This window comes from Cellvibrio chitinivorans (assembly GCF_035117775.1).
In the GTDB taxonomy this organism is placed as follows: Bacteria; Pseudomonadota; Gammaproteobacteria; order Pseudomonadales; family Cellvibrionaceae; genus Cellvibrio; species Cellvibrio chitinivorans.
Genome location: NZ_JAYKKN010000001.1, coordinates 1,049,140 through 1,074,544 on the forward strand (window position 1 = coordinate 1,049,140; position 25,405 = coordinate 1,074,544).

The window sequence follows — 25,405 nt, forward strand, 5'->3', positions numbered from 1 at the left end:
TATCAGATGAAGAAATGTAAACCGGATTGACAACGTTGTCCTTTTGTATATAAGTTGGACGGGTAGCGGGTTCTTCTTGCTACTCAGGTGACGAACAATAATTGAAGGTGCGTGGGGTAATAACCTCATAACTAAGTGCATAGCGCTGGACTCACGGGATTATGGTTGGGATGAAACCATAAGAGCAGCGGCATGAGGTTGGGTTACTACTGCGCTAAATATAAATACGTTATCTATGATGACCTGCGCTATCGGTAGACTGATATGGTTGAAGTAGCCCTGTTTAATATCAACGACATCCCGCTTTTATTTGGCGGCTTTCTTGCGTTGATGCTTGCGTGCCTGTTGTTTTTCTCCCAACAACTTGGCCACGTTAATAAAATCTATTGGCAGTGTTTAGCTCTGTTCTTTTTCTTTGGTGCTTTGCGTGCGTTCGATACTTTGGTGTATTGGAATGTCAGCGTGCGCGACACTTTGTCGATGTTGTCTTCCAATGTTTTCTTTTTATTTGGTTTCGTATTTTTTTTACAGGGGCCGCTGCTGTACTGGTTTACACGTGCATCATTAAAGCGAAATTTTTCCCTGCGCAAATTTGAGCTTTTGCATTTATTACCTGCAGCTTGCTATCCATTTTATATCTACCAAATTTTTCATCGCCTAGCGCCAGAGCAAAAAATGCAGTATGTGCACGATTGGGTACATGTAGCGGGCGACTCCTATTTTGAAGGTTTGATTTGGGCGCAGCGTATAGTTTTATTTGTTTACAGTGGCTTCTGCTTCTATCAGCTTTATCTGTACCAGCGTCAGCAACAAGCTGATCATTACCACTTAAATAAAACAGATAAGCAGTGGTTGAGATTGTTGTTAGGTGGTTTTTTCGCGATTAACTGCTGGGTTCTTATGGGGTTAATAGAAACCCGCTTTTTTCAGTTGTTGCCACCAGATGTATTTGGCTCTGTAGAAGGTTTTGCACTGCTAGTTTATGTAGGCGCATTGCTGATTTACTTTTTAAAGCATTCAACTGAGTTTTCCTGTGAAGAGATCGAAAAATCAGTTGATTCAGCTCCTTCAGTAGAAGAGCCGCAACAACAGTTGGCTGAAAAATTGACTGATTTTATGGAGCAAAACAAACCTTATCTGGAACCTCACATTACGGTAGAGCGGCTGGCGATTAAATTAAATGTATCGCCCAAGTTATTGTCATGCACCATCAATAGCCAATTGCATATGAATTTTTTTGAATTGATTGGTACTTATCGTGTTGCAGAGGCCAAAAAGCGTTTAGCGGACACTGAGTTACGCCAAAAACCTATAGGCGAAATCATGAAAAGCTGTGGGTTCAATAGCAAATCAGTTTTCAATCAGGCGTTTAAGAAAACAGTTGGCGTTACCCCAAGTCATTACCGACAACAGCATCTGCATTGATTTTTTGACGCTGTTGTCGTTTGTGTTGTGCGTGGTTCGACTTTTAGTAGTGTGTAGTTCGAGTTTTGTTTTGATGTGGTGTCGCAAAAAATCGAATGTTAGATTCGGCTACTGCTTCGATTTTAATCATTCGCGCTTGATCATTGTCCTGAGGTGTTTTTTAGGTCGAGGGTCAAGTGAAAAATGGATAAGTTCTAAAAAAGTAGTAAATGTGTAGTAGGAAGAATGCTCAATAAGATGTGCACCATTATTAATTAAGCATGCGCATCCTGGGTTTAATACGAGAGAAAACAACTAAGGGGTTGGATATGACAAGTAAAAACTATGTATCTGAAACTTCACGCACAAGATTTAAAAAATCTTTGCTGGCCGTTTCAATTATGGCGCTGAGTGTTCCTACTTTCGCGCAAACAGACTCGAAAGATGCGAATCTTGAAGAAGTTGTTGTAACAGGTATGCGCAACAGCTTGGATACCGCTCAAGAATTAAAGCGTAACTCTGACACGGTTGTGGATGTTATTACAGCTTCTGACATTGGCGCTCTGCCCGACAAGTCGGTAACTGAAGCGCTGCAACGTGTTCCAGGTGTAACCATCGAGCGTTTTGCATCTTCAGATGATCCTAAGCACTATGCTGACGAGGGTACCGGTGTGTTAGTGCGTGGTTTGGATCGTGTACGTTCAGAAATCAACGGTCGCGATGCATTCAGTGCTAACCCATGGGGTGGTTTGAGTTATGAAGATTTTCCTGCTGAATTACTGGGGGCGGTTGAGGTTGCTAAAAACCAAACTGCTGACAGAATCTCTGGTGGTATTGCTGGTACGGTTAATTTGATTACCCGTAAAGCTTTCGATTCAAATGAGCGTTTGCTTTCTTTCAATGCTAAAGCTAACTATGGTGATTTCGCTGAAGAGTTAACGCCTTCTTTCTCTGGTTTATTTGCAGATACATGGGAGACGAGTGCGGGCAAGTTTGGTTTCTTGATTTCTGGTTCTTACTCTGAGTATGAAACACGTGGTGATGGTTTTGGCTTGGGTAACTTCCACGCTCGTGGTATTGATAACACGCCTGCAGCAAGTTGGGATAGTTGGGGTGGTGCGCAGGGCCCTGGGGCTGTGTTAGGTATGTATGACAGCCCTTGTGTGCCTCAGGATGCTAACAACAATAACCCGAATGTATGGACATGGTCTCCAGACTGTACAGGCCCTTCGGCTAATATTGTTACGCCAGAAAACGCACATGTGGCGACAGTTGATGGCCCTCCATTGCCCGGTCAACCAGAAGGTGAAACTTGGTGGATTCCTGCAAACTTCCACATAAGTACAGCTGAAAATACTCGTGAGCGTGCTGGCTTTACAACCTCGTTGCAGTGGGCTAATGCTGACGAAACTATCACTACGACTTTGGAGCACATTAACTCTACGGCTTCACTTGATTGGCGTGAGCGTGTTATTGCCTCTGGTGACCGTGGTTTCTTGAACGGTAATGGTTCTGCTACCTCTTGGTCAGATGATTCTGCTAATGGTATGCCGTTGACTATCGATGAGAATGGGTTCCTTACTTCAGGCGTAGGTAGAGGCGTTAGTGGTGACTTCCCGCTGCAATTCCGTTCTCGCTATAACTACAACGAAAATACTGTAGAAGATACATCGTTCAATCTGACTCTAAAACCAACTGATCGCTTGACTGCGTCATTTGATTATCAGCATGTTGATTCTGAGCAAACTGTTCATAACTACGGTTTAACTTCACGTATCAATGGTGATCAAAATGCTGTGAATGCTCCGTATTTCTTGGATCTAAGAGGCTCTACACCATCGTTTACTTTCTTAAGTTCAAATACTTCTTATCCGCCAGATGTTGCTGCGCCAGTCGTTGGGAATGGAACTGTTACTTACACTAACCCAATTCTACGTTTGGCTTCTGGTATGCAACAGGAAGTTTATTCCGAGGCTAAGTTAGACGCTGTTAAATTTGATGTTCAGTATGACTTTGATGGTGTCTTCAGTGCTATAAAAGCTGGTATCTACTATTCAGAAAAAGAACTCAATATGGGTGATACGGAGTATGAAGGCTGGCAAGCGCTGGGAACTCCTTGGAGTGCGCAAGGCTCTTACAATGCTTCTCCCCAAGCGGCGGGTTATTTGTTTGAACGTGTCAGTTTTGCTGATCATTACAATGGCGATATTTTGAAAGGGGCTAATAACAGCTTCCTCTTTCCTAAAATGGATCTGACGAAAAACTACATTCAAACTTTGCGCGAAGGTTGCGGTAGTTGGAGTGCGTTGGGTAATGCAATGGGGGCAGTTAAAGATGGCCTTAGAAATTGTGCAGTTCCATATGAAGATCTTGCTGACCGTATTGATGGCTCCTTCGCAGCGCGCCACCTCAGTTCAAGTAAGGAGGAGCGTACAGAGTTTTATGTTCGCGGTGATTTCCAATTCGACGACTTGTCTATGCCGGTAAAGGGTAATCTTGGTTTGCGTTATGTTGGTTACCAATTGCAATCTACTGGTGGCATGACGCTACCTCCTACATCTAGACGCGGAACATCTCCGACTGAATCTCGTTATCAAGTGATGGAGGAAATGTATCCAAGCATCTTCGCTTTGGCATCTGGCGATTCGATTCCAAGCACAGTTGACGGTACTGATTACAACACGGTATTGCCAAGCTTTAACGTTAGCATGAGCGTAACTGATGATGTGGTCGTTCGTTTCGGTGCATCTAAAGGGCTTTATTATCCTAGCCTGCTCGATACTCGCAATAGTATGGTTGTGAGCTTGGATTACACAGAAGTTTTGCAAGATCCGACAGCAGGAAAAAATGATGACGTAAATAGTGCGACCTATAACCCTGTTGTTGATTTGGAAGATATCGAAATTAGCGCCAACTCTCGCAATGCATTCTTGGAGCCGGAAGAATCAATTAATTACGATTTGACTGCAGAATGGTATTTTGCGGATGCGGGTTCTTTGACTGTTGGGCTCTTCAATAAAAAGTTGGACAACATTATCCGCAATAAACAGTTTTCCTCCGAAATTGATTATGCTGGTTATACCTATCCAGTATCAGCTTACGGTCCGGACAATACTGGCTCCGGCACAATTCGCGGTGTGGAGTTTTCCTATTCGCAGTTCTACGACATGCTGCCGGGTGCTTGGAGCGGTTTGGGCTTGCAGTTCAACTTTACCTATATCGATCAGGATGGCTTGAACGATCCTAACGAAAATCCAGCCGAGCCAATTCGCTATAATGGAGCGGGTGTGCCTGTAACGGATTTCCGTAATAGCTTCCGTAGCTTCACTGGTTTGCCATTGCAAGGCTATTCAGACGAGAACATGAACATTGTTGGTATGTACGAATACGATGCTATTGCATTCCGTTTGGCATACACCTGGCGTTCAGAATACATGCTAACTATGCGTGAGTCTGAAGAATTCGTACCAGCGTTTGCTAAAGCTGCCGGCATGATGGATGCGAGCTTGTATTACACGATTAATGATAATTGGAAAGTGGGTCTTGAAGGCAGTAACTTGCTGAACACAGAAACCAAAACTCAATATCAACTTAATCAAGAAGGTGATAAAACGGATGCTTTGAGCTTCACAACTGACCGTCGTTATGCTTTGAGTGTTCGTGCAACCTTTTAATAGCAATATTACTTGTTAAATGGGTTTTGAAGAGCGTGCAGCAGAAATGTTGCGCGCTTTTTATTATTTATTATTTTTAGATAAGCTGTGTTTTTATATGATTTGAATTCAACTTATAGGTGTGACTATGAAGATAAAAAAAGTTGCCATTGTCGGAGGTGGTACGGCTGGCTGGCTGGCTGCAAATCATATGGGACTAGAGCTCAGCAAAAGAGCCGGATTTAGTATTACTGTAATTGAATCAAAAGATATTCCTATTATTGGTGTCGGTGAGGGAACTGTGGCCGTAATTAGGAGTAGCTTAGAAAGCTTCGGTATTAGCGAGGCGGATTTTTTGTTGCGCTGTGATACTACTTTTAAAACAGGCATTAAATTTATAAACTGGATGACGCCAAACGAAAATCGGGAAAGCAATTTTTTTTACCATCCATTCGATTCTCCCTATCCGGCAGGGCAAGATGCTACAGACTTCTGGTTGAAAAATAAACCATGCGAATTCTCGGAATTGGCGATGAGTTATTGTGTTGCGGAAGACAATCTATCTCCGAAATTGCGAAATTCTCCCCCGTATAAGGGAGTGATTAGCTATGCGTATCATTTTGATGCTAAAAAATTTGCTGATTTATTGGCAGATAATGCAAAGCGAAGATTCGGAATTTTATATAAGCAAAAGACAATATCGTCAGTCGACTTGGATGAAAGAGGGTTCATCAGTACCTTAGGTTACGATGATGGTGAAGTAGAAAATTTCGATTTTTTCATTGATTGCAGTGGATTTAACGCCCTTTTGCTTGGCAAAACATTGGGTGTTCCATTAGTTGATAAAAGAGAGCAAATTGTTGCAGATCAGGCGCTAGCTTTACAGGTTGCAACCGCTCCTGAGGATGATATTTTCCCTTATACAAAAGCCACAGCACATAAGGCGGGATGGATTTGGGATATTCCACTCACCAGTCGTCGAGGTACAGGATTTGTATATTCATCAAGTCATATGAATGAGCAAGAAGCTCTAGCAGAGTTTTCTCGTTATCATGGAGCTAGCTTTAATGAGGGTGACGTTAGAAAAATTCCTATGAATGCTGGCTATCGGGAAAAGTTTTGGGTAAAAAATTGTATTGCTCTTGGTTTGGCGCAAGGATTTGTTGAGCCGCTGGAAGCGACTTCAATCATTGTTGCTGATCGATGCGCGTCGTTAATAGCTAAGCTGCTGCCGGATTGTTTTGATGATATTGAAGTGCGATCACTGCAAGTTAATAGGCGAGTAGAGCAAATTTGGGAAAGAATCATTGACTTTATCCAGATGCATTATTTTATTTCGGATCGTCGCGATAGTGATTTTTGGTTTGATTGCACAGAGAATGCAAAAATTTCAGACGTATTAAAGGAACGCTTATCATTATGGAAAAGTTTCTCTCCTACTTATTACGACTTTGCTGCCGAAATAGAATTTTTTCAGCGAGAAAGCTATTTAGCTGTGCTCTATGGTATGGATTACCCAACTAAAGCTGTTGAAAATTCAAGAGATTATTCTCGGTTTGTGGAGGCTAAGATAAACGAACATTTTATCAAAGCAAAATCTCTTGCCGACTCACTGATTAAACAAAGGCAATGGATCAATGAATTTAATAATTATGCGGACACGGCTAGAAAAAACTTAAGTAGATAGAATTATTTTTTCAATCACTGCATTTTTATGTTCGTTCGATGTTTTCTGGAGGTTCGACTTTTATCCCTACCAAAAATCGTTATTGCGGCGCCATTTTTCCGGTGTTAATTTGACTTTAACGAATCAGCAGATGTAACGCGGCGATGGTTAATTTAAAAATTCAAAAAAATATTTTGTATCCCGCGTTTTATGCATTGAATGCGGCGATGTTAGTGATGTTTGTAGCGCTGATTCTGATTAAATAATTCGATTTTGTTTTCCCGTGACTTGCCAGAACCCAGTTCTGGCTTTTTTTTGCCCTGAATTTGCCTTTGGTAAGGATTGGTTAAGCTGCGAAACTTTAACGGTTGCTGCTTGTAAAAAGGCATAGACTGCGGTTGATATTCAATCAATGCCCTGTAAGGAGGAGCGAATTGTGAAACGGTCTGTGCAAGCGGTGATTAAATCCATTGGCTTAATGGGAGTTGCGATGATGAGTTTGGTAAGCGGGGCGGCCTCGGCTTGTCCGGATTATATGAAAGGCGAATATCGCAAATTGCACTCAAAAGATTCAGTCGATATTTGTGCCTTGATGGAAAACAAGGCGGTGTTGGTGGTGAATACCGCCAGCCACTGCGGATTTACTTCCCAGTTCAAAGAGCTGGAAGCGCTGCATAAAAAATACAAAGACAAAGGTTTGGTTGTAGTTGGTTTTGCCAGCGATGATTTCAAGCAGGAAGATGCCGATGAGGAAAAAGCGGCAGAGATTTGCTACCTCAATTACGGGGTGACTTTTACCATGGTCGCGCCTACCCATGTCACCGGTGAAAATGCCAATGCCTTGTTCAAGGCGTTGGCCGAGCAGTCGAAGGAACCCAAGTGGAATTTCAACAAGTATCTGCTAGGAAAGGACGGCAAATTGGTCGAGTATTTCGGCAGTATGACCAAGCCGGATTCAGAGAAATTGACCTCTGCGATAGATGCTGTGCTTTAAGAATTTGAGTTTTTCCAGGCGCAAGGATGCGCTTTTAATGTTGTTTTATGTGACCGTTTTGTAAACGATTACCGTTGTTTTCGATGGTAAAAAATTCTTCCTAGATATTCCCTCTGCCTTATTTTTAACTGTAAAAATATTAATGTATTGATTTATATGGATATTTTTATTTTTCCTTCTGTCTGCTTTCTTGGTCTTTCTATTTCGTCAACTTCAAGAAACGTCTTTTTTGTAAAAAATTTGTAAACGATTACATTTTTGTGCAATATGGCGCCACACCGAGGTCAAGGCTTCGGTGAACGATAAAAATAGAGCCTTAGTATCCAACCCCAATCAGTTTCAATCGAATTGGCTGCGGCGTTTTCCTATCTCTCACCTCTCCTGATTGGCGGGTGACGTGTAGCTGTTGATCTGTCTGGACCGATAGCTAAGGCATAACCCAAGAGGTAGATCATGAATACACCAAGCTTTAGAAAAACGGTTTTGTCATCCGTTGTGGCTGCGCTGTCGGTTACTGCGTTTGGCTCTCACGCCTTTGCTCAAGAGGGAAGTGATGGCGGTTTGATTGAAGAGGTTGTGGTTACTGGCATCCGCGGCTCGCAAAAAGCAGCGGTAGACGTAAAGCGCAACTCTGCCGTGATAGTTGACTCCATTGTCGCCGAAGATATCGGCAAGTTGCCCGACGTTACCATCGCTGACTCATTGCAGCGTGTGACCGGTGTGCAAATCCAGCGCACTGCGGGTGAAGGTTCAAGCCTGAACGTACGCGGTATGCCGCAGGTGTTGACTACGCTGAACGGTGAATCTTTCCTTAGCCCTTGGTCGATTACCGGCGTAGGTGCTAACTATTCCGATATTCCCGCCTCCATGATTGGCGGTGTGGATGTCATCAAATCCCAATCGGCATCCACCACCGCCGGCGGTATTTCTGGTGTGGTTGATCTGAAAACCCGTCGCGCTCTGGATATGGACGAGGGCTGGACTGCAACGGCTGCAGTTGAAGGTTCTGAAGGCTCCATCACCAAAGATGCAAACCACGACGTTAACGGTTTTGTGGGTTGGAACAATGGCGATTTCGGCTTTACTTTGGGTGCGTTTACCTCGGTGACTAACGCCGCCAACTACCAAATGTACGAAGATTCGCGCTTGGGCTTCGTCAACTCCGGCGGTGACCCTTACGATCTGAATAATGACGGCAACACCACAACTGATCGCTATCTGGTGCCCGGCGGCTACGGCGTCAAAGCCTATGTGATGGAGCGCGAGCGCGAAGGTTTTGCCGGCTCATTCCAGTCGCGCCTGAGCGATTCATTGACCTTCACCGGTGAAGCTTTCTACACCAAGATGGATCAATACGACCGCGGTGTTGAAACCCAATTTAACGGCAGCCGTGACTCCAACTACGACGTACTGCGCCCCGGTTCACAAACCAGTTTTGAAGCGGTTGTTCCGGGTGTAGATGGTGCGCCTGATCGCGTAATCAACTCGCTGCAAGTTGCTGTAGTTGAAGCGCCGGACTTTCAGGCGACCACCAAAAGCAAACAAAACCATACCGATGCGCTGAACACCAATTTTGAATTGGCGTTTGATAACGGCGGCGCCTTCACTGGCTCGGTGCGCTATGTGCACTCTGAAGCAGAAAAGGTGATGGAAGAGGCGACCTTCCAAGCGGGCACACCCGTCTGGTACTGGGTTGATGAAGATGGCGATGGCCAGGATGACCCGGTTGATCCTTTCTTTGTGACCGTGGATTACACCAGTGAATACCCAACCTTCACTTATGCGGATGACCTGTCCAGCACCGACCGCTTGAATCTTTTCCAAGCCTTTGCGATTGGCCAAAAAGACGAAGCGACTATGGATGTGCTACGTGCAGACGGCTCTTACGAGTTTGAATTTGCTGCGTTCAATTCCTTCGATTTCGGCGTGCGCTGGGATAGACGCGATGTCGATACCACCAAGTACGACTACCTGACCCCGACCGGTGTTTACTCCACTTGGGCTGACTCCAATGTGCCGGAAGAGCTGTGGTATCAACCATTGCCGGGCGATTATGTGTGGCAACGTTATCCCGACTGGAACGACTTCAAAGGTAACGCGGACTTGGGCTTGGCACCTTTTGATGATCTGAAATCCCAGCTGATTTCCTACAATGATTTCGGCCCTTTCAATGGTTTTGAAACCGGTGTTGCGGCGCTCGATCCCAAATCGCTCGACGACGTAAACGGCTTTATGAACTTCATCTACCCGGGTGCTACCAAGTTTGCCGACCCGGCAAAAACCTACTCGGTGATCGAAGAATCTACCTCGGCTTACTTTCAGGGTAATTTTGAGAGCGATGAAGGCCTGTTCGGCATGCCTTACTCGGGTAATGTTGGTGTACGCGTCGTACAAACTGACCGCGAAGTTGTTAATAGCACCTACCTTGCCAGTGCCACGCCTGCGGAGGGTACTTACTACGGTGGTGGTGCTGATGCCGCATTGGGGCGCTCGCCGCAGGGCTGGCAGGTGATGCTCAAATCGACCGGCAGTGAAACTACCCATGCTTCTTTCACTGATGTATTGCCATCGGCCAACATCAATTTCTTCCCGCATGATGATGTGATCGTCCGTTTCGGATATGGCAAAACCATGAGTCGCAACGACTTGGTCAATGTGGGCGAAAACGAAACCCTGTGGTATCAGGAATACAAGGTGTATACCCCGGACGGCGACCGTGAAGATGCCGATGGCACCTACAAAGTAGTCAATAGCCCCGGTGGCGGTAACGATCAGGGTAACCCGAACGTGAAGCCTTGGCGCGCGGACAACTGGAACGCCTCGACCGAATGGTACTTTGCCGAAGGCGGTATTTTGGGCTTTGGTGTGTTCCTGATCGATGTGGAAACGGCTACTGAAACCCTGCAAGAAGCGCGTGCTTATGCGGATTCCGATGGTGTGGTGCGCCGTACGGCTAACGTCTGGACTACCCAAAACGTAACCGGTTCTGACCTCAAAGGGTTTGAAGTGGGCTACAAGCAATCCTTCAATTTCCTGCCTGGACTCTGGGGTAATACCGGTGTGGAATTCAACTACACCTACTCCGACAGCGACTCGGGCGATGAAGATTTGGAAGGCAACAGCTTCCCGCTGCAATCCAACTCCGAGCATCAATACAACGCGATTCTCTGGTACCAAGGCGACAAGCTCAGCTCGCGTATCGCCTACAACTGGCGCAGCGACATCTACCAAGGTCGCGTGGGGTTGAACACCAACGAAGCGGCGATCAGCTTGGGTAACTGGACTGAACCTGCGGGTTATTTGGATGCATCGATCAACTATGACCTGATCGACAATGTGACTGTGTACCTGCAAGGTACCAACCTCACTGAAACCAACTATCGCAACTACGCGCAGTTTGAAAACCAATTCCATTCGCTCTCGGTACAAGAGCGCCGAGTGGCTTTGGGAGTGCGTGTGCGTTTGTAATTACCCGTGCAATCTTCCGTTTTGCCTTGCTGCCATTATTGGAGGCGAGGCAAGCGGGTGAATGAAAGCGCCCAGTGGTGTAATGCTGCTGGGCGTTTTTTATTGGCAGGTAAAACTGTGGCGAGGAGCTGTTATTGGTGTCGTTGTTACGATTTGAAACCGTTTTCTTTTTGGCGGTGTTTCCGTCACGCTTTTCGCGTATCAATACCTGTTTGTCAGTAAACATTTTGTTTTTTTACTGACGGGTTTTAAATTTTTCTTATTTTTCAAATATATAGAGTGCATCGTCTAAGACTTTTTTGACGCAGTGACGGCTCTCTTGCCAGAGTGTTCGTGAAACGATCACAAAACACGCTTGAAAACGATTACATTTCGATTCAATATCGACACCTAATAAATCCAATAAGTCGTATTAACCTTAAGTAAACAACGCTCTACCCGTAAGTAAAAAAACAATAATCGTTCGTCAATAAAAAATAGATTTCACGCTGTAAAACTCATTCTCGAATGCTTTTGTTCCCAGTGGGACAGCTGCGTCTATCTGTTGGGTTTGCACAGCGCTACAGCTCTGATTTTTATAAAAGATAACCACTTATAAAAGATAACAACAAAGAGGAAGCTCAAGATGAATAGACCTGGCGGTATATCCACTCGAAAAAAAGCGCTGGTATTGGCCATAGGCTGTGCCCTGTATGGCGGACAAGTTTACGCGCAGGAGCCTGAAACCGAAGCACCAACAGATGGTGAGCAGGTGGAAGAGGTTTTTGTAACCGGTGTGCGTGCATCCCAATCCCAAGCGATTGATATCAAACGTAATTCGACCATGGTGGTGGATTCCATCGTGGCCGAAGACATAGGCAAATTGCCCGACACCACCATCACTGACTCATTGCAGCGTGTGACCGGGGTGCAAATCAAGCGTGAAGCAGGTGAGGGGACCTCGCTTAACGTGCGCGGTATGCCGCAGGTACTGACCACCTTGAACGGTGAGCAATTCCTCAGCCCTTGGAGTATTAACACCGTACAGGCTAACTTTTCGGATATTCCTGCCGGTCTGATTTCCGGCGTGGATGTATACAAGTCACAAGACGCCTCTACCCTAGTAGGGGGTATTTCTGGTGTGGTCGATCTCAAAACCTGGGATCCAAGCAAGTTGGATGAAGGGTTTACGGTAAAGATTCGCGCCGAAGGTGCCACAGGCGAATACTCTGGCCGTGAATATGATGAAAATGGCGATAAATCCCGCCGTGAGCCTGACTATAACGTTGGTTTGGTTGCTGGGTTTAACAATGGCGACAATTTCTCAATCATCGGCTCGCTCTACACTGCCGAAAGCTACAACGCCAACTACTCGATGTATGAAAATCAAACCTTCGCGTTCCTTGACCAAACCGGCGGTACGCCTACCGATATATATGATCTTGATGGCGATGGGGACTATCTCAACGACTGGTACATAGTGCCTGAGCAATTCTCTGCCACCAGTCAGTTCCTTGAACGTGAACGTTTTGGCGGAACGCTTACCAGTGTGTTTGAAATCAACGACAACTGGAGTGTACGCGGCGACGTTTTCTACACTGAGATGGATAAATATGACCGCGGTGTGTCGGCGCAATTCAACGCCAAGCAAACGCCAGATGCATGGCCCGTTAACAATGCCTTGCCAGTTGATCCATACGCAGAAACTTACAATTCCCTAAAGCCCGGTTCGATTGTATCGCCTGGTTCATCCATTTCGGTTACTGATCCGCAAGGTAATTCGCGCACTATCGATATCAACACCATTCAGCTGGCTAATGTCTGGGCTGGTGATTTCCAATCCGTCTCTAAAAACACTATCGAAAAAACGGCTGCCTATAACACCAACTTTGAGGTGGCTTATACCGACCATGAGTTTTTTGAAGCCAAATTTCGTGTGATTCACTCCAAGGCTGAAATGCAGCAGCGTGCGGCGACATTCCAGCAGGGTACGCCCGGCTGGTTATGGGTAGATGAAGATGGCATCGCCGGTAAAGACCCGGTAGATGGCTTCCGCATGACGGTGGATTACCGCGGTGACTATCCGAGCTTTTCCTATGAAGGTGATGTTGCTGACGCGAACTTCCTTAAACAGTATCAAGGCTTTGCGAGTGGCTTTAACTCGGATGCCGAGCTGAATGTGGCGCGCATCGATGTAAAAACTATTTTTGATGCCTCTCATTTCGAATCGATGGAAATGGGGGTGCGTTACGGTAGCCGTGAAGCCAATTACAACAAGTTTTGGTACGTCACTCCCACTGGCCGTTACTCCAACTATAACGACCCGCGCGTTCCGGCTGATAAGCGTTACAAATTACTGCCGGGCAACGCGATTTGGCAAAAATTTCCCGATTGGTACAAGTTTAATTTCGCTGAGACAGATACCAACCTGATCGATATTGGCGGTTTGGTCGATAACGGCTTTAGTGCTGCTGATACCAGCGTGTTTTATGATTTTGGCCCCATCAAAGGCTTTGAAAATGGCGTGGCAGCTTTGGCGCCCAGCAATTGGGACTCGCCTTACGAGTTTATGAATCGCCTCTACCCTGGTACTCGTACGGTAGATGAGCCAGGTGAAACTTACGCGGTTACCGAAGACACCATGAATGCGTATATGCAGTTCAACTTCGCCAATGAGGATGAAGGCTTGTTCGGTATCCCCTACAACGCCAATGTGGGCTTGCAGTTGGCTCATACCGCGCGTGAAGTGGGTAAGAGTGTCGTACCGGAAGTGCTCGATTCATTTAACTCGATTGGTTATGACGATTGGCAGAAAATCGCCTATGTCTATGAGACCGAGACCTTCAACCACTCCTATCTTGAGTTGTTGCCCTCGATCAGTGTGAACCTCTTCCCGCGTGATGATGTAATCCTGCGTGCAAGCGCGGCACGCACCATGACCACTAACGACATGGATACCATCGGTTCCTCTATGGTGCTGTGGTACGGTCGCTGCGTGAAAACTGACGAAGATGGCAATCAAGTTCAGATACTTGATCCTAACTCGGGCGCTATGGTGCATGACACTGTCGGTTGTATCGGTGGTGGTTCAGATAAAGGTGATCCTTATATCAAGCCTTGGATGGCTAACGTATATAACCTGTCGTCCGAATGGTACTTCGACGAATCCGCTATTTTGGGCTTGGGTTTGTTCTACATCGATGTAGATACTGCGGTACAGAGCTATCAAGAGCAGCGCCACTTCCTTGATATGGATGGTATGGATCGCAACCGTTACGCGACTGTTTGGTCAACCCGCAATACCGGCGCAGCCGATTTGTACGGCTTGGAGTTTGGCTACAAACAGCCCTTCACCATGTTCGATAACTGGTTCATCAATCGCACCGGTATCGAGTTCAACTACACCTGGTCGCATTCAGAGTCGGAAGATATGGATATCGAAGGTAATCAATTGCCATTGGTCTCCAACTCCGAGCATCAAACCAACCTGATTCTCTGGTACGACTATGAAGGTCTCAATGTGCGTATGGCCTACAACTGGCGCAGTGAGGAGTACACCGGTCTGGCGGGAGTAAACAACGCGGCGGGTAACTCGTTCAACTTGGCTAACTGGGCAGAGCCTGCGGGCTACTTGGATTTGTCCGTCTCCTACAACATCACCGACAACGTGAATGTGTTTGTTAACGGCACCAACCTGACCGGCCAAAGCCGTAAAGGCTATACCCAATACGAGAGTCAGTTTCACAGCCTGTGGGTACAAGAAACCCGCTACTCGGCTGGCGTGAACCTGAGCTTCTAATTAATCGAGCGGCATAAAACGATAAATCCGTTTGAGGAGAATTTTATGAGAACCAAATTGACGTTGTTGGCATCGATTATCGGTGCAAGTTTGTTAACTGCTTGTGGCGGTGGCGATATGTTGAGCCGTTCCGACTCTGAAACCCACAAGTTAATTCCCGAGGTGGTAACTGAAGACCCGACTGCAGCGCGCCCTTCGGAAAATGCACCTGTGCTGCGTACCAGTGAAACCAAAATTATGTGGACGGACGGTGTTCATCAGGTATTGCCAATTGGGGTTGAATTGGATTACGGCGCCGACTCTACCACTCGCTTCGATGCTATTAGTGAGGCTGCCAAAGTATCAGCAGGCGCTATACGTCTAGTGGTAACGCCAGAAACGCCAGCAGCAAACCTTGAGGCAGCATTGAATCGCGCTGCCGCTGAAGGTTTGTTTGTGAACCTGACGCTCAACGACCCTGCACTTTATTGTCGGGACAGCGGCGAAGACCTATTGCGCATTACCAAGTCAAGCTGGTTCGGCACGCTGCGCCCGATCATTGCGCAGGATAAATTCCAGCCCATGATGATGATCAGTCTCGCCCGTGGTTGGGGTCCAAAAGAAGTTTTTGACCCTACCTCAACGGGTTATCGCGAATACATGGATTACACCAAAACCTTGATCCGCGATTTCCGCAAAGCCGGCTTTAAGTTTCCATTGGTGGTAGAAGCGCCTGGCTGTGGCGAAGACTTCAATGCTTTTGATGCCAATCGTGTGCGCGAACTCTTAGCGGCCGATACCGAGAAAAACCTGATCTTTGGTCTGGCCACCAAAGGCAGAACCTATAACACCTCCGCCAAAATCGCTAACGCTGTTAACGTAATTCGCAGCCAGCGTGCGCCGGTGATTTTCACCGAGGTGGGCGGTAGTGATGTTGTTGAAAAAGGTGCTAAAGCTGAGCAGGTGATTAACGGTGCGTTTGTCGATGTGGCGGTATCCGTCAATCCGCAATGGCAAGGGCCAGGGGATAAAGTCGCTTATCTTTTCCCATTTGCGGCAACGCAAAACCTGAAAAATACCCAGCTGAGTTTTGACATCAATTTTGATGATGCCTACCTCGATGCTGAGTATCTGACAGTAGAAGGTGCAGCCTCCATGGGCTACCAACTCTACCTGCGCGATGTGAACGACAACTACGCCAATATCCAGTGGAATGAAGTGAAAGCCGCATCGTCCGGTTGGAACAACTTCACCTACAAAATCGGTGCAAACATGCCAACCACTGGTTGGGTGTCTGAGGGTTTTGATATGACCCAAGTTGTTGCAGTAGGTATGGAGTTGGCTGCTCAAGATAAGCCGGCGTCAGTCGCTGGGCCGATCAAAATGGATAACTTCAAACTGGTTGAGGGTACTGGCCCAGCAGTGGTTTATGCCAGTGACTTTAGTGCCGGTCCCGATGGTTGGGCCAACTCCCAGTGGGAGGGTAAAACGGCAACCATTTCAACGGCTGACGGCGAAACTACCAAAGCAATTTCTTTGATTCCTCAGGACGATCAATTTGAAATTACTCGTGCAGGTTTAACCGTTGATTTGACTCAGTCGTTCACCATGACCGCACGAATCTACATACCATCGTCGATAACCGCATTTGGTATGGGCGTTTTTGCGGCTAACTCAACTAACTGGGCAGGCGGAGGCTGGGCGGGTACCTGGAATCTGATTCCGGGACAGTGGAATGACTACTCGTTTACTCCTGATGAAGCGACGCTTGCACAATTTGCTGCATCAGGTGGTAGCGGCTTGGGCATTCAATTCAGTCAATTCACTGCAGATCAAATTAAAGGCGATGCCATTCTGATCGAGAACTTACAAATTGTGAGTGCGGCGGGTGCAGGTGCGACCGAGACTGAATTTGGTGTTCAATATCGCTCTGACTTCACCACTAGCACCGATGGATGGGGCAATACTGGTTGGCCAGATGACAATCAGATTCCATCATCGCCGGTACTGACGCCAAGTGCTGATGGTCTGATTGCTGCTAGCTCAAAAGATGGTGTTGAACGTATCAGCTTGCAGAAAAACAACCTGAACTCACTGGATTCATTGAATTTGGGTGAAGGCTTCAAGGTCACTGTTAATGTGTTTATCCCTGAATCGCTGCGCGATACTGAATTCAACTTCCAGATGTTCTTTCAGGACTCAAACTGGAGTCACCATAACTCACCAATCGATATGACGGGTGAAGACCTGAAATACGGTGAGTGGATGACCATTAGCGTTGAGCCAGCGTTCCCGCCCGGTTTCGATTTAGTTGGTACTCCTAAATTTGTAGGTATCGACATGTTTGCTCGTAAAGGTGCTGGCGGCTTTAAAACAACCGACGAAGTGATTATCGGCAGTATCCTCTTCGAGGGGCAGATTCCGGTAGAGCCAGAGGAGGTTGTGTTGGGCGCAGTAGATTTCAATCGCTCACAAAATGTGTTGGTTGACTTTGTCGATGGTGCTATTACCGAAGAGCAAGCAACGGTTATCGCATCAGATGTGATAAGCGATCCGCTGGGTTGGTTTGCGTCTACCTGGTTTGCTGCAGATCCTGAAAATGCTGGTTATGATCTGGTAACCGATCTTGCCAACGCAGAAACTCTAACCGAACGCGGCGAGCTGATCGTCAACACTCCCGGCGGCTTGGCAGAAATGCGCAGCTATTTAGTCCCTGAAACTGAAACCCCAGAGACTACCCCGGTAGCGCAATAAAAACTACAGGGTTCAAGGACGAACTGACTGACAGGTAAAAGCAAAAGCCCAAGCAGAAATGTTTGGGCTTTTGCTATCTTGCTAGGCATATCTTTCGGCGCGGCGTATTTATAGGCGTTTGATGTTTTTCGCGGCGAGATTGTTTTTATTTCAGCGCCCAATCCGCGCAAGGCTTATAATTCGCGCACTTTTTACTATGTGAGTCCTGCCATGAGTCTGCCCGTCCTTGTTCTTAACTCCCAAGGTGATCGCCGTTTGAAGCTTGGCCATTTGTGGATTTACAGCAACGAGGTGGATACCGCCAAGGCGCCGCTCAAGTCGTTTTCGATGGGGCAGCAGGCGCTGGTGACAACGCAGGGCGGCAAGCCGCTCGGCATTGCCCTGATTAATCCTAACGGTCTGATCTGCGGGCGTTTGGTGAGCCGCGATGAAAAATATCCGCTCAATAAATCCCTTCTTGTACACCGTATCAAGCAATCATTGGCGTTGCGCGAATTGGCGTTTGATGAACCTTTTTATCGTCTGATCTACGGTGATGCCGACCTGCTGCCGGGCTTGGTGGTGGATCGTTTTGGCGATTATTTGGTGGTGCAAATCGCCAGCGCCGGTATGGAGCTGGTGAAAGATGAAATCGTAGAAGCATTGGTGCAGGTGCTGAATCCGCAGGGTGTTTTGCTCGCCAATGAACATAGCGCGCGGGTGTTGGAAGGCTTGCCGGAATACACACAAGTTGCCTACGGCGAAGTGCCGGATTCGGTTGAATTGGTAGAGAACGGCACCCGCTTTATGGCGCCAGTGCAGGCAGGTCAAAAGACCGGTTGGTTTTACGATCACCGTATGAATCGCGCGCAACTACAGCAATATGCTCAAGGCAAGCGTGTATTGGATGTGTTCTCTTACATTGGCGGCTGGGGCGTGCAAGCCGCAGTTGCTGGTGCCAGCGAAGTCTATTGTGTGGATGTATCTGAAGCGGCAAGTGATGCCGTGTTGGAAAACGCCCAACTTAATGGCGTCGCTGACCGCGTGGCGGCAATTCAGGGCAAGGCGATTGATGTGCTGAAAGAGTTGATCGCCAACGATGAACGCTTCGATGTGGTGGTGCTGGACCCACCGGCATTTATCAAAAAACGCAAAGATCAAAAAGCAGGCGAGGCGGCTTATCGCCATATTAATGAGTTGGGTATGCGTTTGCTCGGTCGCGATGGTCTGCTGGTGTCGGCATCCTGTTCCATGCATTTGGGCAAGGATACGTTGTTGGAAATCGTGCGCGCGGCAGGTCGCCATTTGGATCGCCATGTGCAGATTATCGGGCAGGGCGGGCAGGGGCCGGATCATCCAATCCATCCGGCAATCCCTGAAACTGATTACTTGAAAGCGGTATTTGCGCGGGTCTATTTAGCCTGATAAAAACGTCGTTCTGTCTCATCGATAAGCCTGCCTAGCGCAGGCTTATTGCTTTCCAGTTGCGCTCATTGGCGATAGCGGTGAGCTTCTCGTCTGCATCCACTACAACAGGGTGATCAACCTGTTCCAGTAGCGGCAAATCATTAATCGAGTCGCTATAAAAGTAAGCGCCGTCCAGTGAGTGATGATTGTGTTTTAACCACTCGTGCAGATGGGTAATCTTGCCCGCCTGAAAGCAAGGTGTGCCGACAAAGTTGCCGGTGTAGGCGCCATCGACCACTTCCGGATCGGTTGCCAGAATGTCATCAACTCCCAAACGTTTGGCGATGGGGCGAGTTACAAAACCGTTGGTAGCAGTGATGATCAGTAAGTGATCGCCTTGGTCGCGGTGCTGTTGAAGTAGCGCTTCTGCCTTGCTCAGCATCAGCGGTTCTATGTGATCGCGCATAAATTCTGCGTGTAATTTTTGCAAGGTTTCCATGCTGTGCTGTGTCAGTGGCGCAAGTGAAAACTGCAAATAAGCACGGATATCGAGCGTGCCGTTTTTATAGTCGGCATAGAACTTATCGTTAGCGAGGCGATAGGTTTCCGCATCCACCAACAGCTTTTCCACCAGAAACACGCCCCAGCTATGGTCGCTGTCGCCTGCAATCAAAGTGTTATCGAGATCAAAAATAGCCAGTGCCACGCGCATTCCCCATATAGATGAAGTGAGTCTTGGCCGCCGATGCGGCAATGGGGCGCTAGGATAGCGGCAGAGGCTGATGCGCTCAACGAAAACCAATTCCATGTTCAGGGTTGCGGGTTTAAGCAAGCCTGATATAGTGCGGAAAACGCTGTTTTGTGGAACATGTCCGCTTTGTCGCAGGAGTTGTGTTTTCTACCGCAGCAGAACCTTTTTATATGGATAGTTCCCCGTGATTGACTCCGATGGATTTCGCCCGAACGTGGGCATTATTTTGACTAACGATCAGGGCCAGTTACTCTGGGCCAGACGTGTCGGGGGGCAGGATGCCTGGCAGTTTCCGCAAGGCGGCATCAACCCGAATGAAACACCTGAGCAGGCGCTTTATCGCGAGCTGCATGAGGAAGTGGGTTTGCGCCCGGAAGACGTACAAATACTGGCTTGCACTCGCGGATGGCTGCGTTATCGCCTGCCCCATCGGTTGGTGCGCCACAATTCGCTACCGCTCTGTGTCGGTCAAAAACAGAAGTGGTTTTTGCTGCGTATGTTGAGCGATGACGCGAAAGTTAGCCTCAACAATGGCGGTCGCGCCGAGTTCGATGACTGGCGCTGGGTGAGTTACTGGTATCCGCTGGGCAAGGTGGTGTCGTTCAAGCGCGATGTCTATCGCCGCGCCTTGAAAGAGTTGTCATTGTTCCACGCGCATCTGGAGGATCGCAGCACCCGCACGCTGGTAAATACCTAGCCACTAGCTGACTAAAACATACAATAAATTAATCCACTGACAGGTTTGATCGACTCACCCTATGCTGAATTCACTCCGCTCCATAGTTCAGGAAGTAAACGCCGCGCGCGATATGAAAACCGCGCTGGCGATTATTGTGTCGCGGGTGAAGCAGGTGATGGTCACTCAGGTTTGCTCAGTCTATCTGCGCGACCCCAAAGGCGACTATGTCTTGATGGCGACCGATGGCCTCAATGCCGATGCGGTCGGCAAGGTGCGTTTGGCCGCCGGTGAAGGTTTGGTCGGGCGTGTAGTAGTGCGCGAAGAGCCTATAAATCTGGAGCACGCGGAAGCTCACCCCAGCTATCAATACTTCCCTGAAACCGGCGAAGAGCGCTATAGATCTTTCCTTGGCGTACCTATCATCCATCACCGCAAAGTGCTGGGGGTGCTGGTTGTTCAGCAGGTTGAGCAGCGTCGTTTTGATGAGGGTGAAGAAGCCTTTTTAGTCACCATGTCGGCGCAATTGGCTGGCGTGATTGCCCATGCAGAGGCGACCGGTGGTGTGGTGCCGGTAGGTACCAAGGCAACCCAATCCAAATTTATCGGTGTGTCTGGCGCTTCGGGAATCGCGATTGGCGAGGCTGTAGTTATCGCGCCATCGGCCGATCTGCGCTCGGTGCGCTATCAGGCTTGTAAGGATGTAGATGCTGAAATTGCCTTTTTCTTGCGCAGTCTGACCGCGGTGCGCGATGACATCAAATCCCTCGGTGAGCAGCTAAAAGCGCGTATCAACCGTGAAGAGCAGGCGTTGTTTGATGCCTATCTGGCCATGCTCGACGATGCTTCACTCGGCGGTGAAGTGGTTGAACGCATTCGCAAGGGTGCCAACGCCTCCTATGCCTGGAGTGAGGTGATTCTCGAACACGAAGATATTTTTAACAGTATGAACGATCCTTACTTGCGCGAGCGGGCGACCGACTTGCGCGATTTAGGGCGGCGTGTGCTGGCTTACTTGCAAGAATCCAATCAGAAAACTCGCGTCTACCCTGACAAAACTATCCTGATTGGTGAAGAGTTAACGGCATCTATGCTGGGCGAAATTCCCACCGAAAAACTGGCGGGTTTGGTATCGGTGCTGGGGTCATCCAACTCTCATGTGGCGATTCTGGCGCGGGCGATGGATATTCCCACGGTCATGGGTGCGGTGGATTTGCCATTCACCCAAATCGATGGTCGCCCGATTATTGTGGATGGCTACAAAGGCACGGTGTACTGCGATCCGGGCGCGCAACTGCGCAAGCAATACAAGGCGATTTTCCTTGAGGAGCAGGCGCTGGTTAAGGGCTTGGAAGCGCTCAAGGATTTGCCGAGTGAAACCAGAGATCGCTACCGCATGCCGCTGCATGTAAACACCGGTTTGATGGCCGATGTGGTGCGTTCGCTGGAGCGCGGCGCAGAAGGTGTCGGCCTGTATCGTACTGAGGTTCCCTTTTTGCTGCGCGACCGTTTCCCGAGTGAAGAGGAGCAGCGCACTATTTATCGCGAGCAGCTGGAAGCTTTTGCGCCCCATACGGTGACTATGCGCACTCTGGATATCGGCGGCGATAAGGCATTGCCTTATTTTCCTATCGAAGAAGATAACCCTTTCCTTGGTTGGCGCGGAATTCGTGTTACCCTCGACCACCCCGAGATTTTCCTCTCGCAAATTCGCGCCATGATCAAGGCGAGTGAAGGCTTGGATAATCTGCGCATTCTGCTGCCGATGATCACCAATATGCAGGAGGTGGAGGCGTCAAAAGCGCTCATCCTGCGTGTCTATAAAGAGCTGCTGGAAGAGGGGTTCCGGGTTCGCAAGCCGCAAGTCGGGGTGATGATCGAAGTGCCAGCTGCGGTATATCTGGCGCCAGAATTATCGCGCCGGGTGGATTTTTTGTCGGTCGGTAGTAATGACCTCACCCAGTATCTACTGGCGGTAGATCGCAATAATGCGCAGGTGGCTGATTTGTATCAGGCTTATCACCCAGCCGTGTTGCGCGCTTTGCAGTACATTGTTTATGCCGCCCATGATGCAGGCATAGTTGTGAGTATTTGTGGCGAGTTGGCCGGTGATCCGGGCGCGGCAATTTTGCTGATGGCCATGGGTTACGATGTGTTGTCGATGAATGCCACCAACTTGCCCAAGGTGAAATCCGTGATTCGCGGCGTCACCTATGAGCGCGCCAAACAGTTGTTGGCGGAGGTGATGCGCATGTCAAACGGTGATCTGATCCGCGAACATATCGCACGCGAACTGCGTGAAACCGGCTTGAATCGCCTGATTCGCCCGGTCGCATCGGATGCAAATGAATAAATTGTCTTGGGCGAGTCATATTTACGCGCCATAATCATCGCCCATTGAAGTGGCTGTATCAGGTTTAACTGCTTATGTTGCAATACCCCGATTTAAATCCTATCGCCTTTACCATCCCTATCGGCCCTATATCTCTGGGCAATATGACCATTGGCCCATTTAGCGTTCATTGGTACGGAATCATGTATTTGCTGGCGTTTGCCAGCGCTTGGTTGATTGCGATGCACCGCGCCAAGTCGCCAATGGCGACAATTAATCGGACGCAGGTGGAAAATCTAATCACCTATGGTGCCTTCGGGGTAATTCTCGGTGGGCGCGTAGGCTATGTATTGTTTTATAACTTTGATCAGTGGTTGCGCGACCCGCTCTGGTTATTCCGGGTGTGGGAGGGTGGCATGTCATTTCACGGCGGCTTAATTGGCGTCATTCTGGCCATGCTGATTTACTCCTATCGCATCAATCGCCCTTTCTTGGCGGTGACCGATTTTATCGCTCCTATAGTGCCGCTTGGTTTGGGCTTTGGTCGTTTGGGTAATTTCATCGGGCAGGAATTGTGGGGGCGCGTCAGTGATGCGCCCTGGGCGATGGTGTTTCCCAAGGCGATGGATCCGGAGGGTATTGCGCGTCATCCAAGTCAGCTGTATCAAGCATTTCTTGAGGGGTTGGTGCTGTTTATCATTGTGTTTTGGTTTTCGGCTAAACCGCGCCCGCGTGGTGCTGTGTCAGGTGTGTTTCTTATTGGATACGCTATTTTCCGCTTCTCGGTTGAGTTCGTGCGCGAGCCGGATCAAGGTATAGGTTTTGATTTGCTGGGCTGGATGACGCGCGGCCAATTGTTGTGCGTACCTATGTTCTTGTTGGGGCTTGGGTTGTTGGTCTATGCCTATGTGTTCGCGTCAAAAGAAGCTAAAAGCGCCTAGTATTTATTCAAATTTTCTGTGTGAGTAGGTAGATGAAGCAATATCTTGAGTTGATGCGCGATGTAGTTGAAAACGGAGTCCAACGTGGTGATCGCACTGGTACTGGTACTCGCTCGGTGTTCGGGCGTCAATTGCGTTTTGATCTCAATGCGGGTTTTCCTCTGGTAACCACCAAAACTGTCCACCTGAAAAGCGTGATTGTGGAACTCCTTTGGTTTTTGCAGGGTCGTACCGATGTAACTTGGTTAAAAGAGCGCGGCTGCAATATCTGGAATGAATGGGCGACAGGGTCGGGTGACTTGGGGCCAGTTTATGGTAAGCAGTGGCGCAGTTGGGCTTGTCCTGATGGTTCAACTATCGACCAGATAACGCAGGTAATCGAGCAGATTAAAAAGAATCCCTATTCGCGCCGCTTGATTGTGAGTGCATGGAACCCGGCGGATTTGCCGGATGAGTCTATGAGCCCGCAGCAAAATGTTGAGCAGGGGCGTATGGCGCTTGCCGCATGTCACACACTGTTTCAATTTTATGTGTCAGAGGGTAAGCTCTCGTGTCAGCTCTATCAGCGCAGTGCGGATCTGTTTCTGGGTGTACCTTTCAATATTGCAAGCTATGCGCTTTTGACGCACATGATTGCGCAGCAGTGTGATTTAGGTGTGGGGGACTTTGTGCACACCTTCGGTGATTGCCATCTCTACAATAATCATATAACTGACGCCATAGTTTACGAACAATTAACACGCGAGCCGAAAAACTTGCCTACACTGAAGCTTTTACGTCGGCCAGATAATATTTTCGGTTACGAGCTGCAAGATTTTGAGTTTGAAGGTTATCAACCCCATCCCCGTATAGTCGCGCCTATTGCCGTATAGTGGTTTGTTGGTTGTTGGCAAAATAAAAGTAGTAAGTAAAGGCGAAGGCTCTGCATGAAATTAGCCATCATAGTGGCGGCTGCTAAAAACGGTGTTATAGGCTGTAAAAATCAATTGCCATGGCATCTTCCGCAAGACCTGAAATACTTCAAGTCTGTGACTCTGGGCAAGCCTGTCATTATGGGGCGTAAGACTTTTGAGTCTATCGGCAGGCCGCTTCCGGGGCGAACCAATATAGTGGTTACGCGTACTAAGGATTGGGTTGCTGAGGGTGTGACTGTTACCAATAGTTTCGAGCAGGCGTTACACGAAGCACAAAAAACAATGAGTGCTGGGCTGTCTGATGCTGCTGAGGCGATGATCATAGGTGGTGCGGAAATTTACCGCTCAGCTTTGTCATTTGTTGATCGGGTTTATTTGACCAGAGTAAATCTTGCGCCTGAGGGGGATGCCTTTTTTGCGTCGTTAAATCAGGCGGAGTGGGCACTAGAGTCGCGTTTGAGTGGCGATGAATCCGCTGAAATTCCGCACGAGTTTTTGGTTTATCAACGTGTTTCTGGGTTGAAAATTGATCAGTAGTTAAGATTTTTGGTTTGTTTTTTGTAGGTTGTTTTTGCTTTTGTGTTACCGGTGCGCTTATTGAAAGCAAAGGTGTGTTACCGGTGTGATACTTAAATACACACGTAAAAAGTTAAGGGATAAATCATTGGAAGTGGGCCAGTGTGCTTATTACAATGCCGCCGTTCTTAAC

At 48.0% G+C, this 25,405-nt stretch carries 14 protein-coding genes; 13 read left to right on the forward strand and 1 reads right to left on the reverse strand.

Annotated elements, in window-relative coordinates; all coding sequences use genetic code 11:
• Positions 1-264 precede the first annotated feature (264 nt).
• From SPL68_RS04455 to SPL68_RS04490, 8 genes are all read left to right on the forward strand, one after another.
• Entirely contained in the window at positions 265-1,425 is a 1,161-nt protein-coding gene (locus SPL68_RS04455; RefSeq protein WP_323813868.1) for a helix-turn-helix domain-containing protein, read from the forward strand.
• Between the two features lie 380 nt (positions 1,426-1,805).
• Positions 1,806-5,078 carry a TonB-dependent receptor gene (locus SPL68_RS04460; protein WP_323813869.1) on the forward strand — a complete coding sequence of 1,091 codons (3,273 nt, stop codon included), beginning with the start codon at positions 1,806-1,808 and terminating at the stop codon, positions 5,076-5,078.
• Positions 5,079-5,205: 127 nt separating this feature from the next.
• On the forward strand, positions 5,206-6,744 hold the full coding sequence (locus tag SPL68_RS04465) for a tryptophan halogenase family protein (RefSeq protein WP_323813870.1): 1,539 nt from the start codon (positions 5,206-5,208) through the stop codon (positions 6,742-6,744).
• 457 nt (positions 6,745-7,201) lie between these two features.
• The gene (locus SPL68_RS04470) at positions 7,202-7,717 is read left to right on the forward strand and encodes a glutathione peroxidase (RefSeq protein WP_323814308.1); all 516 of its coding nucleotides are present in this window, start codon (positions 7,202-7,204) and stop codon (positions 7,715-7,717) included.
• A 453-nt stretch (positions 7,718-8,170) separates the two neighbouring features.
• Positions 8,171-11,185, forward strand: a complete 3,015-nt coding sequence (locus SPL68_RS04475; protein ID WP_323813871.1) for a TonB-dependent receptor — start codon at positions 8,171-8,173, stop codon at positions 11,183-11,185.
• A 625-nt stretch (positions 11,186-11,810) separates the two neighbouring features.
• Positions 11,811-14,963, forward strand: a complete 3,153-nt coding sequence (locus tag SPL68_RS04480; RefSeq protein ID WP_323813872.1) for a TonB-dependent receptor — start codon at positions 11,811-11,813, stop codon at positions 14,961-14,963.
• 45 nt (positions 14,964-15,008) lie between these two features.
• A complete protein-coding gene (locus SPL68_RS04485) occupies positions 15,009-17,696 on the forward strand; it encodes a hypothetical protein (RefSeq protein ID WP_323813873.1) in 2,688 nt (895 codons plus the stop codon).
• Positions 17,697-17,906: 210 nt separating this feature from the next.
• The gene (locus SPL68_RS04490) at positions 17,907-19,100 is read left to right on the forward strand and encodes a class I SAM-dependent rRNA methyltransferase (protein WP_323813874.1); all 1,194 of its coding nucleotides are present in this window, start codon (positions 17,907-17,909) and stop codon (positions 19,098-19,100) included.
• Positions 19,101-19,134: 34 nt separating this feature from the next.
• Here SPL68_RS04490 and SPL68_RS04495 read toward each other — a convergent pair whose 3' ends face one another.
• Positions 19,135-19,788: a histidinol-phosphatase gene (locus SPL68_RS04495; protein WP_323813875.1), complete on the reverse strand. Its 654-nt coding sequence runs from the start codon at positions 19,786-19,788 to the stop codon at positions 19,135-19,137.
• 229 nt (positions 19,789-20,017) lie between these two features.
• Here SPL68_RS04495 and SPL68_RS04500 point away from each other — a divergent pair, with 229 nt between their 5' ends.
• The 5 genes from SPL68_RS04500 to SPL68_RS04520 all read left to right on the forward strand — a co-directional run bounded on the left by SPL68_RS04500 (position 20,018) and on the right by SPL68_RS04520 (position 25,233).
• A complete protein-coding gene (locus tag SPL68_RS04500; protein WP_323813876.1) occupies positions 20,018-20,530 on the forward strand; it encodes an RNA pyrophosphohydrolase in 513 nt (170 codons plus the stop codon).
• Between the two features lie 61 nt (positions 20,531-20,591).
• On the forward strand, positions 20,592-22,862 hold the full coding sequence (gene ptsP, locus SPL68_RS04505; protein WP_323813877.1) for a phosphoenolpyruvate--protein phosphotransferase: 2,271 nt from the start codon (positions 20,592-20,594) through the stop codon (positions 22,860-22,862).
• A gap of 74 nt (positions 22,863-22,936) precedes the next feature.
• A complete protein-coding gene (gene lgt / locus SPL68_RS04510; protein WP_323813878.1) occupies positions 22,937-23,782 on the forward strand; it encodes a prolipoprotein diacylglyceryl transferase in 846 nt (281 codons plus the stop codon).
• Positions 23,783-23,814: 32 nt separating this feature from the next.
• On the forward strand, positions 23,815-24,654 hold the full coding sequence (locus tag SPL68_RS04515) for a thymidylate synthase (RefSeq protein WP_323813879.1): 840 nt from the start codon (positions 23,815-23,817) through the stop codon (positions 24,652-24,654).
• 54 nt (positions 24,655-24,708) lie between these two features.
• Positions 24,709-25,233 carry a dihydrofolate reductase gene (locus SPL68_RS04520; protein ID WP_323813880.1) on the forward strand — a complete coding sequence of 175 codons (525 nt, stop codon included), beginning with the start codon at positions 24,709-24,711 and terminating at the stop codon, positions 25,231-25,233.
• Positions 25,234-25,405 lie beyond the last annotated feature (172 nt).

Bases quoted from the DNA above. Each gene is read 5' to 3' on its own strand.
- SPL68_RS04455 (WP_323813868.1), top strand. From the start codon at position 265: ATGGTTGAAGTAGCCCTGTTTAATATCAACGACATCCCGCTTTTATTT.
- SPL68_RS04460 (WP_323813869.1), top strand. From the start codon at position 1,806: ATGGCGCTGAGTGTTCCTACTTTCGCGCAAACAGACTCGAAAGATGCG.
- SPL68_RS04465 (WP_323813870.1), top strand. From the start codon at position 5,206: ATGAAGATAAAAAAAGTTGCCATTGTCGGAGGTGGTACGGCTGGCTGG.
- SPL68_RS04470 (WP_323814308.1), top strand. From the start codon at position 7,202: ATGGGAGTTGCGATGATGAGTTTGGTAAGCGGGGCGGCCTCGGCTTGT.
- SPL68_RS04475 (WP_323813871.1), top strand. From the start codon at position 8,171: ATGAATACACCAAGCTTTAGAAAAACGGTTTTGTCATCCGTTGTGGCT.
- SPL68_RS04480 (WP_323813872.1), top strand. From the start codon at position 11,811: ATGAATAGACCTGGCGGTATATCCACTCGAAAAAAAGCGCTGGTATTG.
- SPL68_RS04485 (WP_323813873.1), top strand. From the start codon at position 15,009: ATGAGAACCAAATTGACGTTGTTGGCATCGATTATCGGTGCAAGTTTG.
- SPL68_RS04490 (WP_323813874.1), top strand. From the start codon at position 17,907: ATGAGTCTGCCCGTCCTTGTTCTTAACTCCCAAGGTGATCGCCGTTTG.
- ptsP (WP_323813877.1), top strand. From the start codon at position 20,592: ATGCTGAATTCACTCCGCTCCATAGTTCAGGAAGTAAACGCCGCGCGC.
- lgt (WP_323813878.1), top strand. From the start codon at position 22,937: ATGTTGCAATACCCCGATTTAAATCCTATCGCCTTTACCATCCCTATC.
- SPL68_RS04515 (WP_323813879.1), top strand. From the start codon at position 23,815: ATGAAGCAATATCTTGAGTTGATGCGCGATGTAGTTGAAAACGGAGTC.
- SPL68_RS04520 (WP_323813880.1), top strand. From the start codon at position 24,709: ATGAAATTAGCCATCATAGTGGCGGCTGCTAAAAACGGTGTTATAGGC.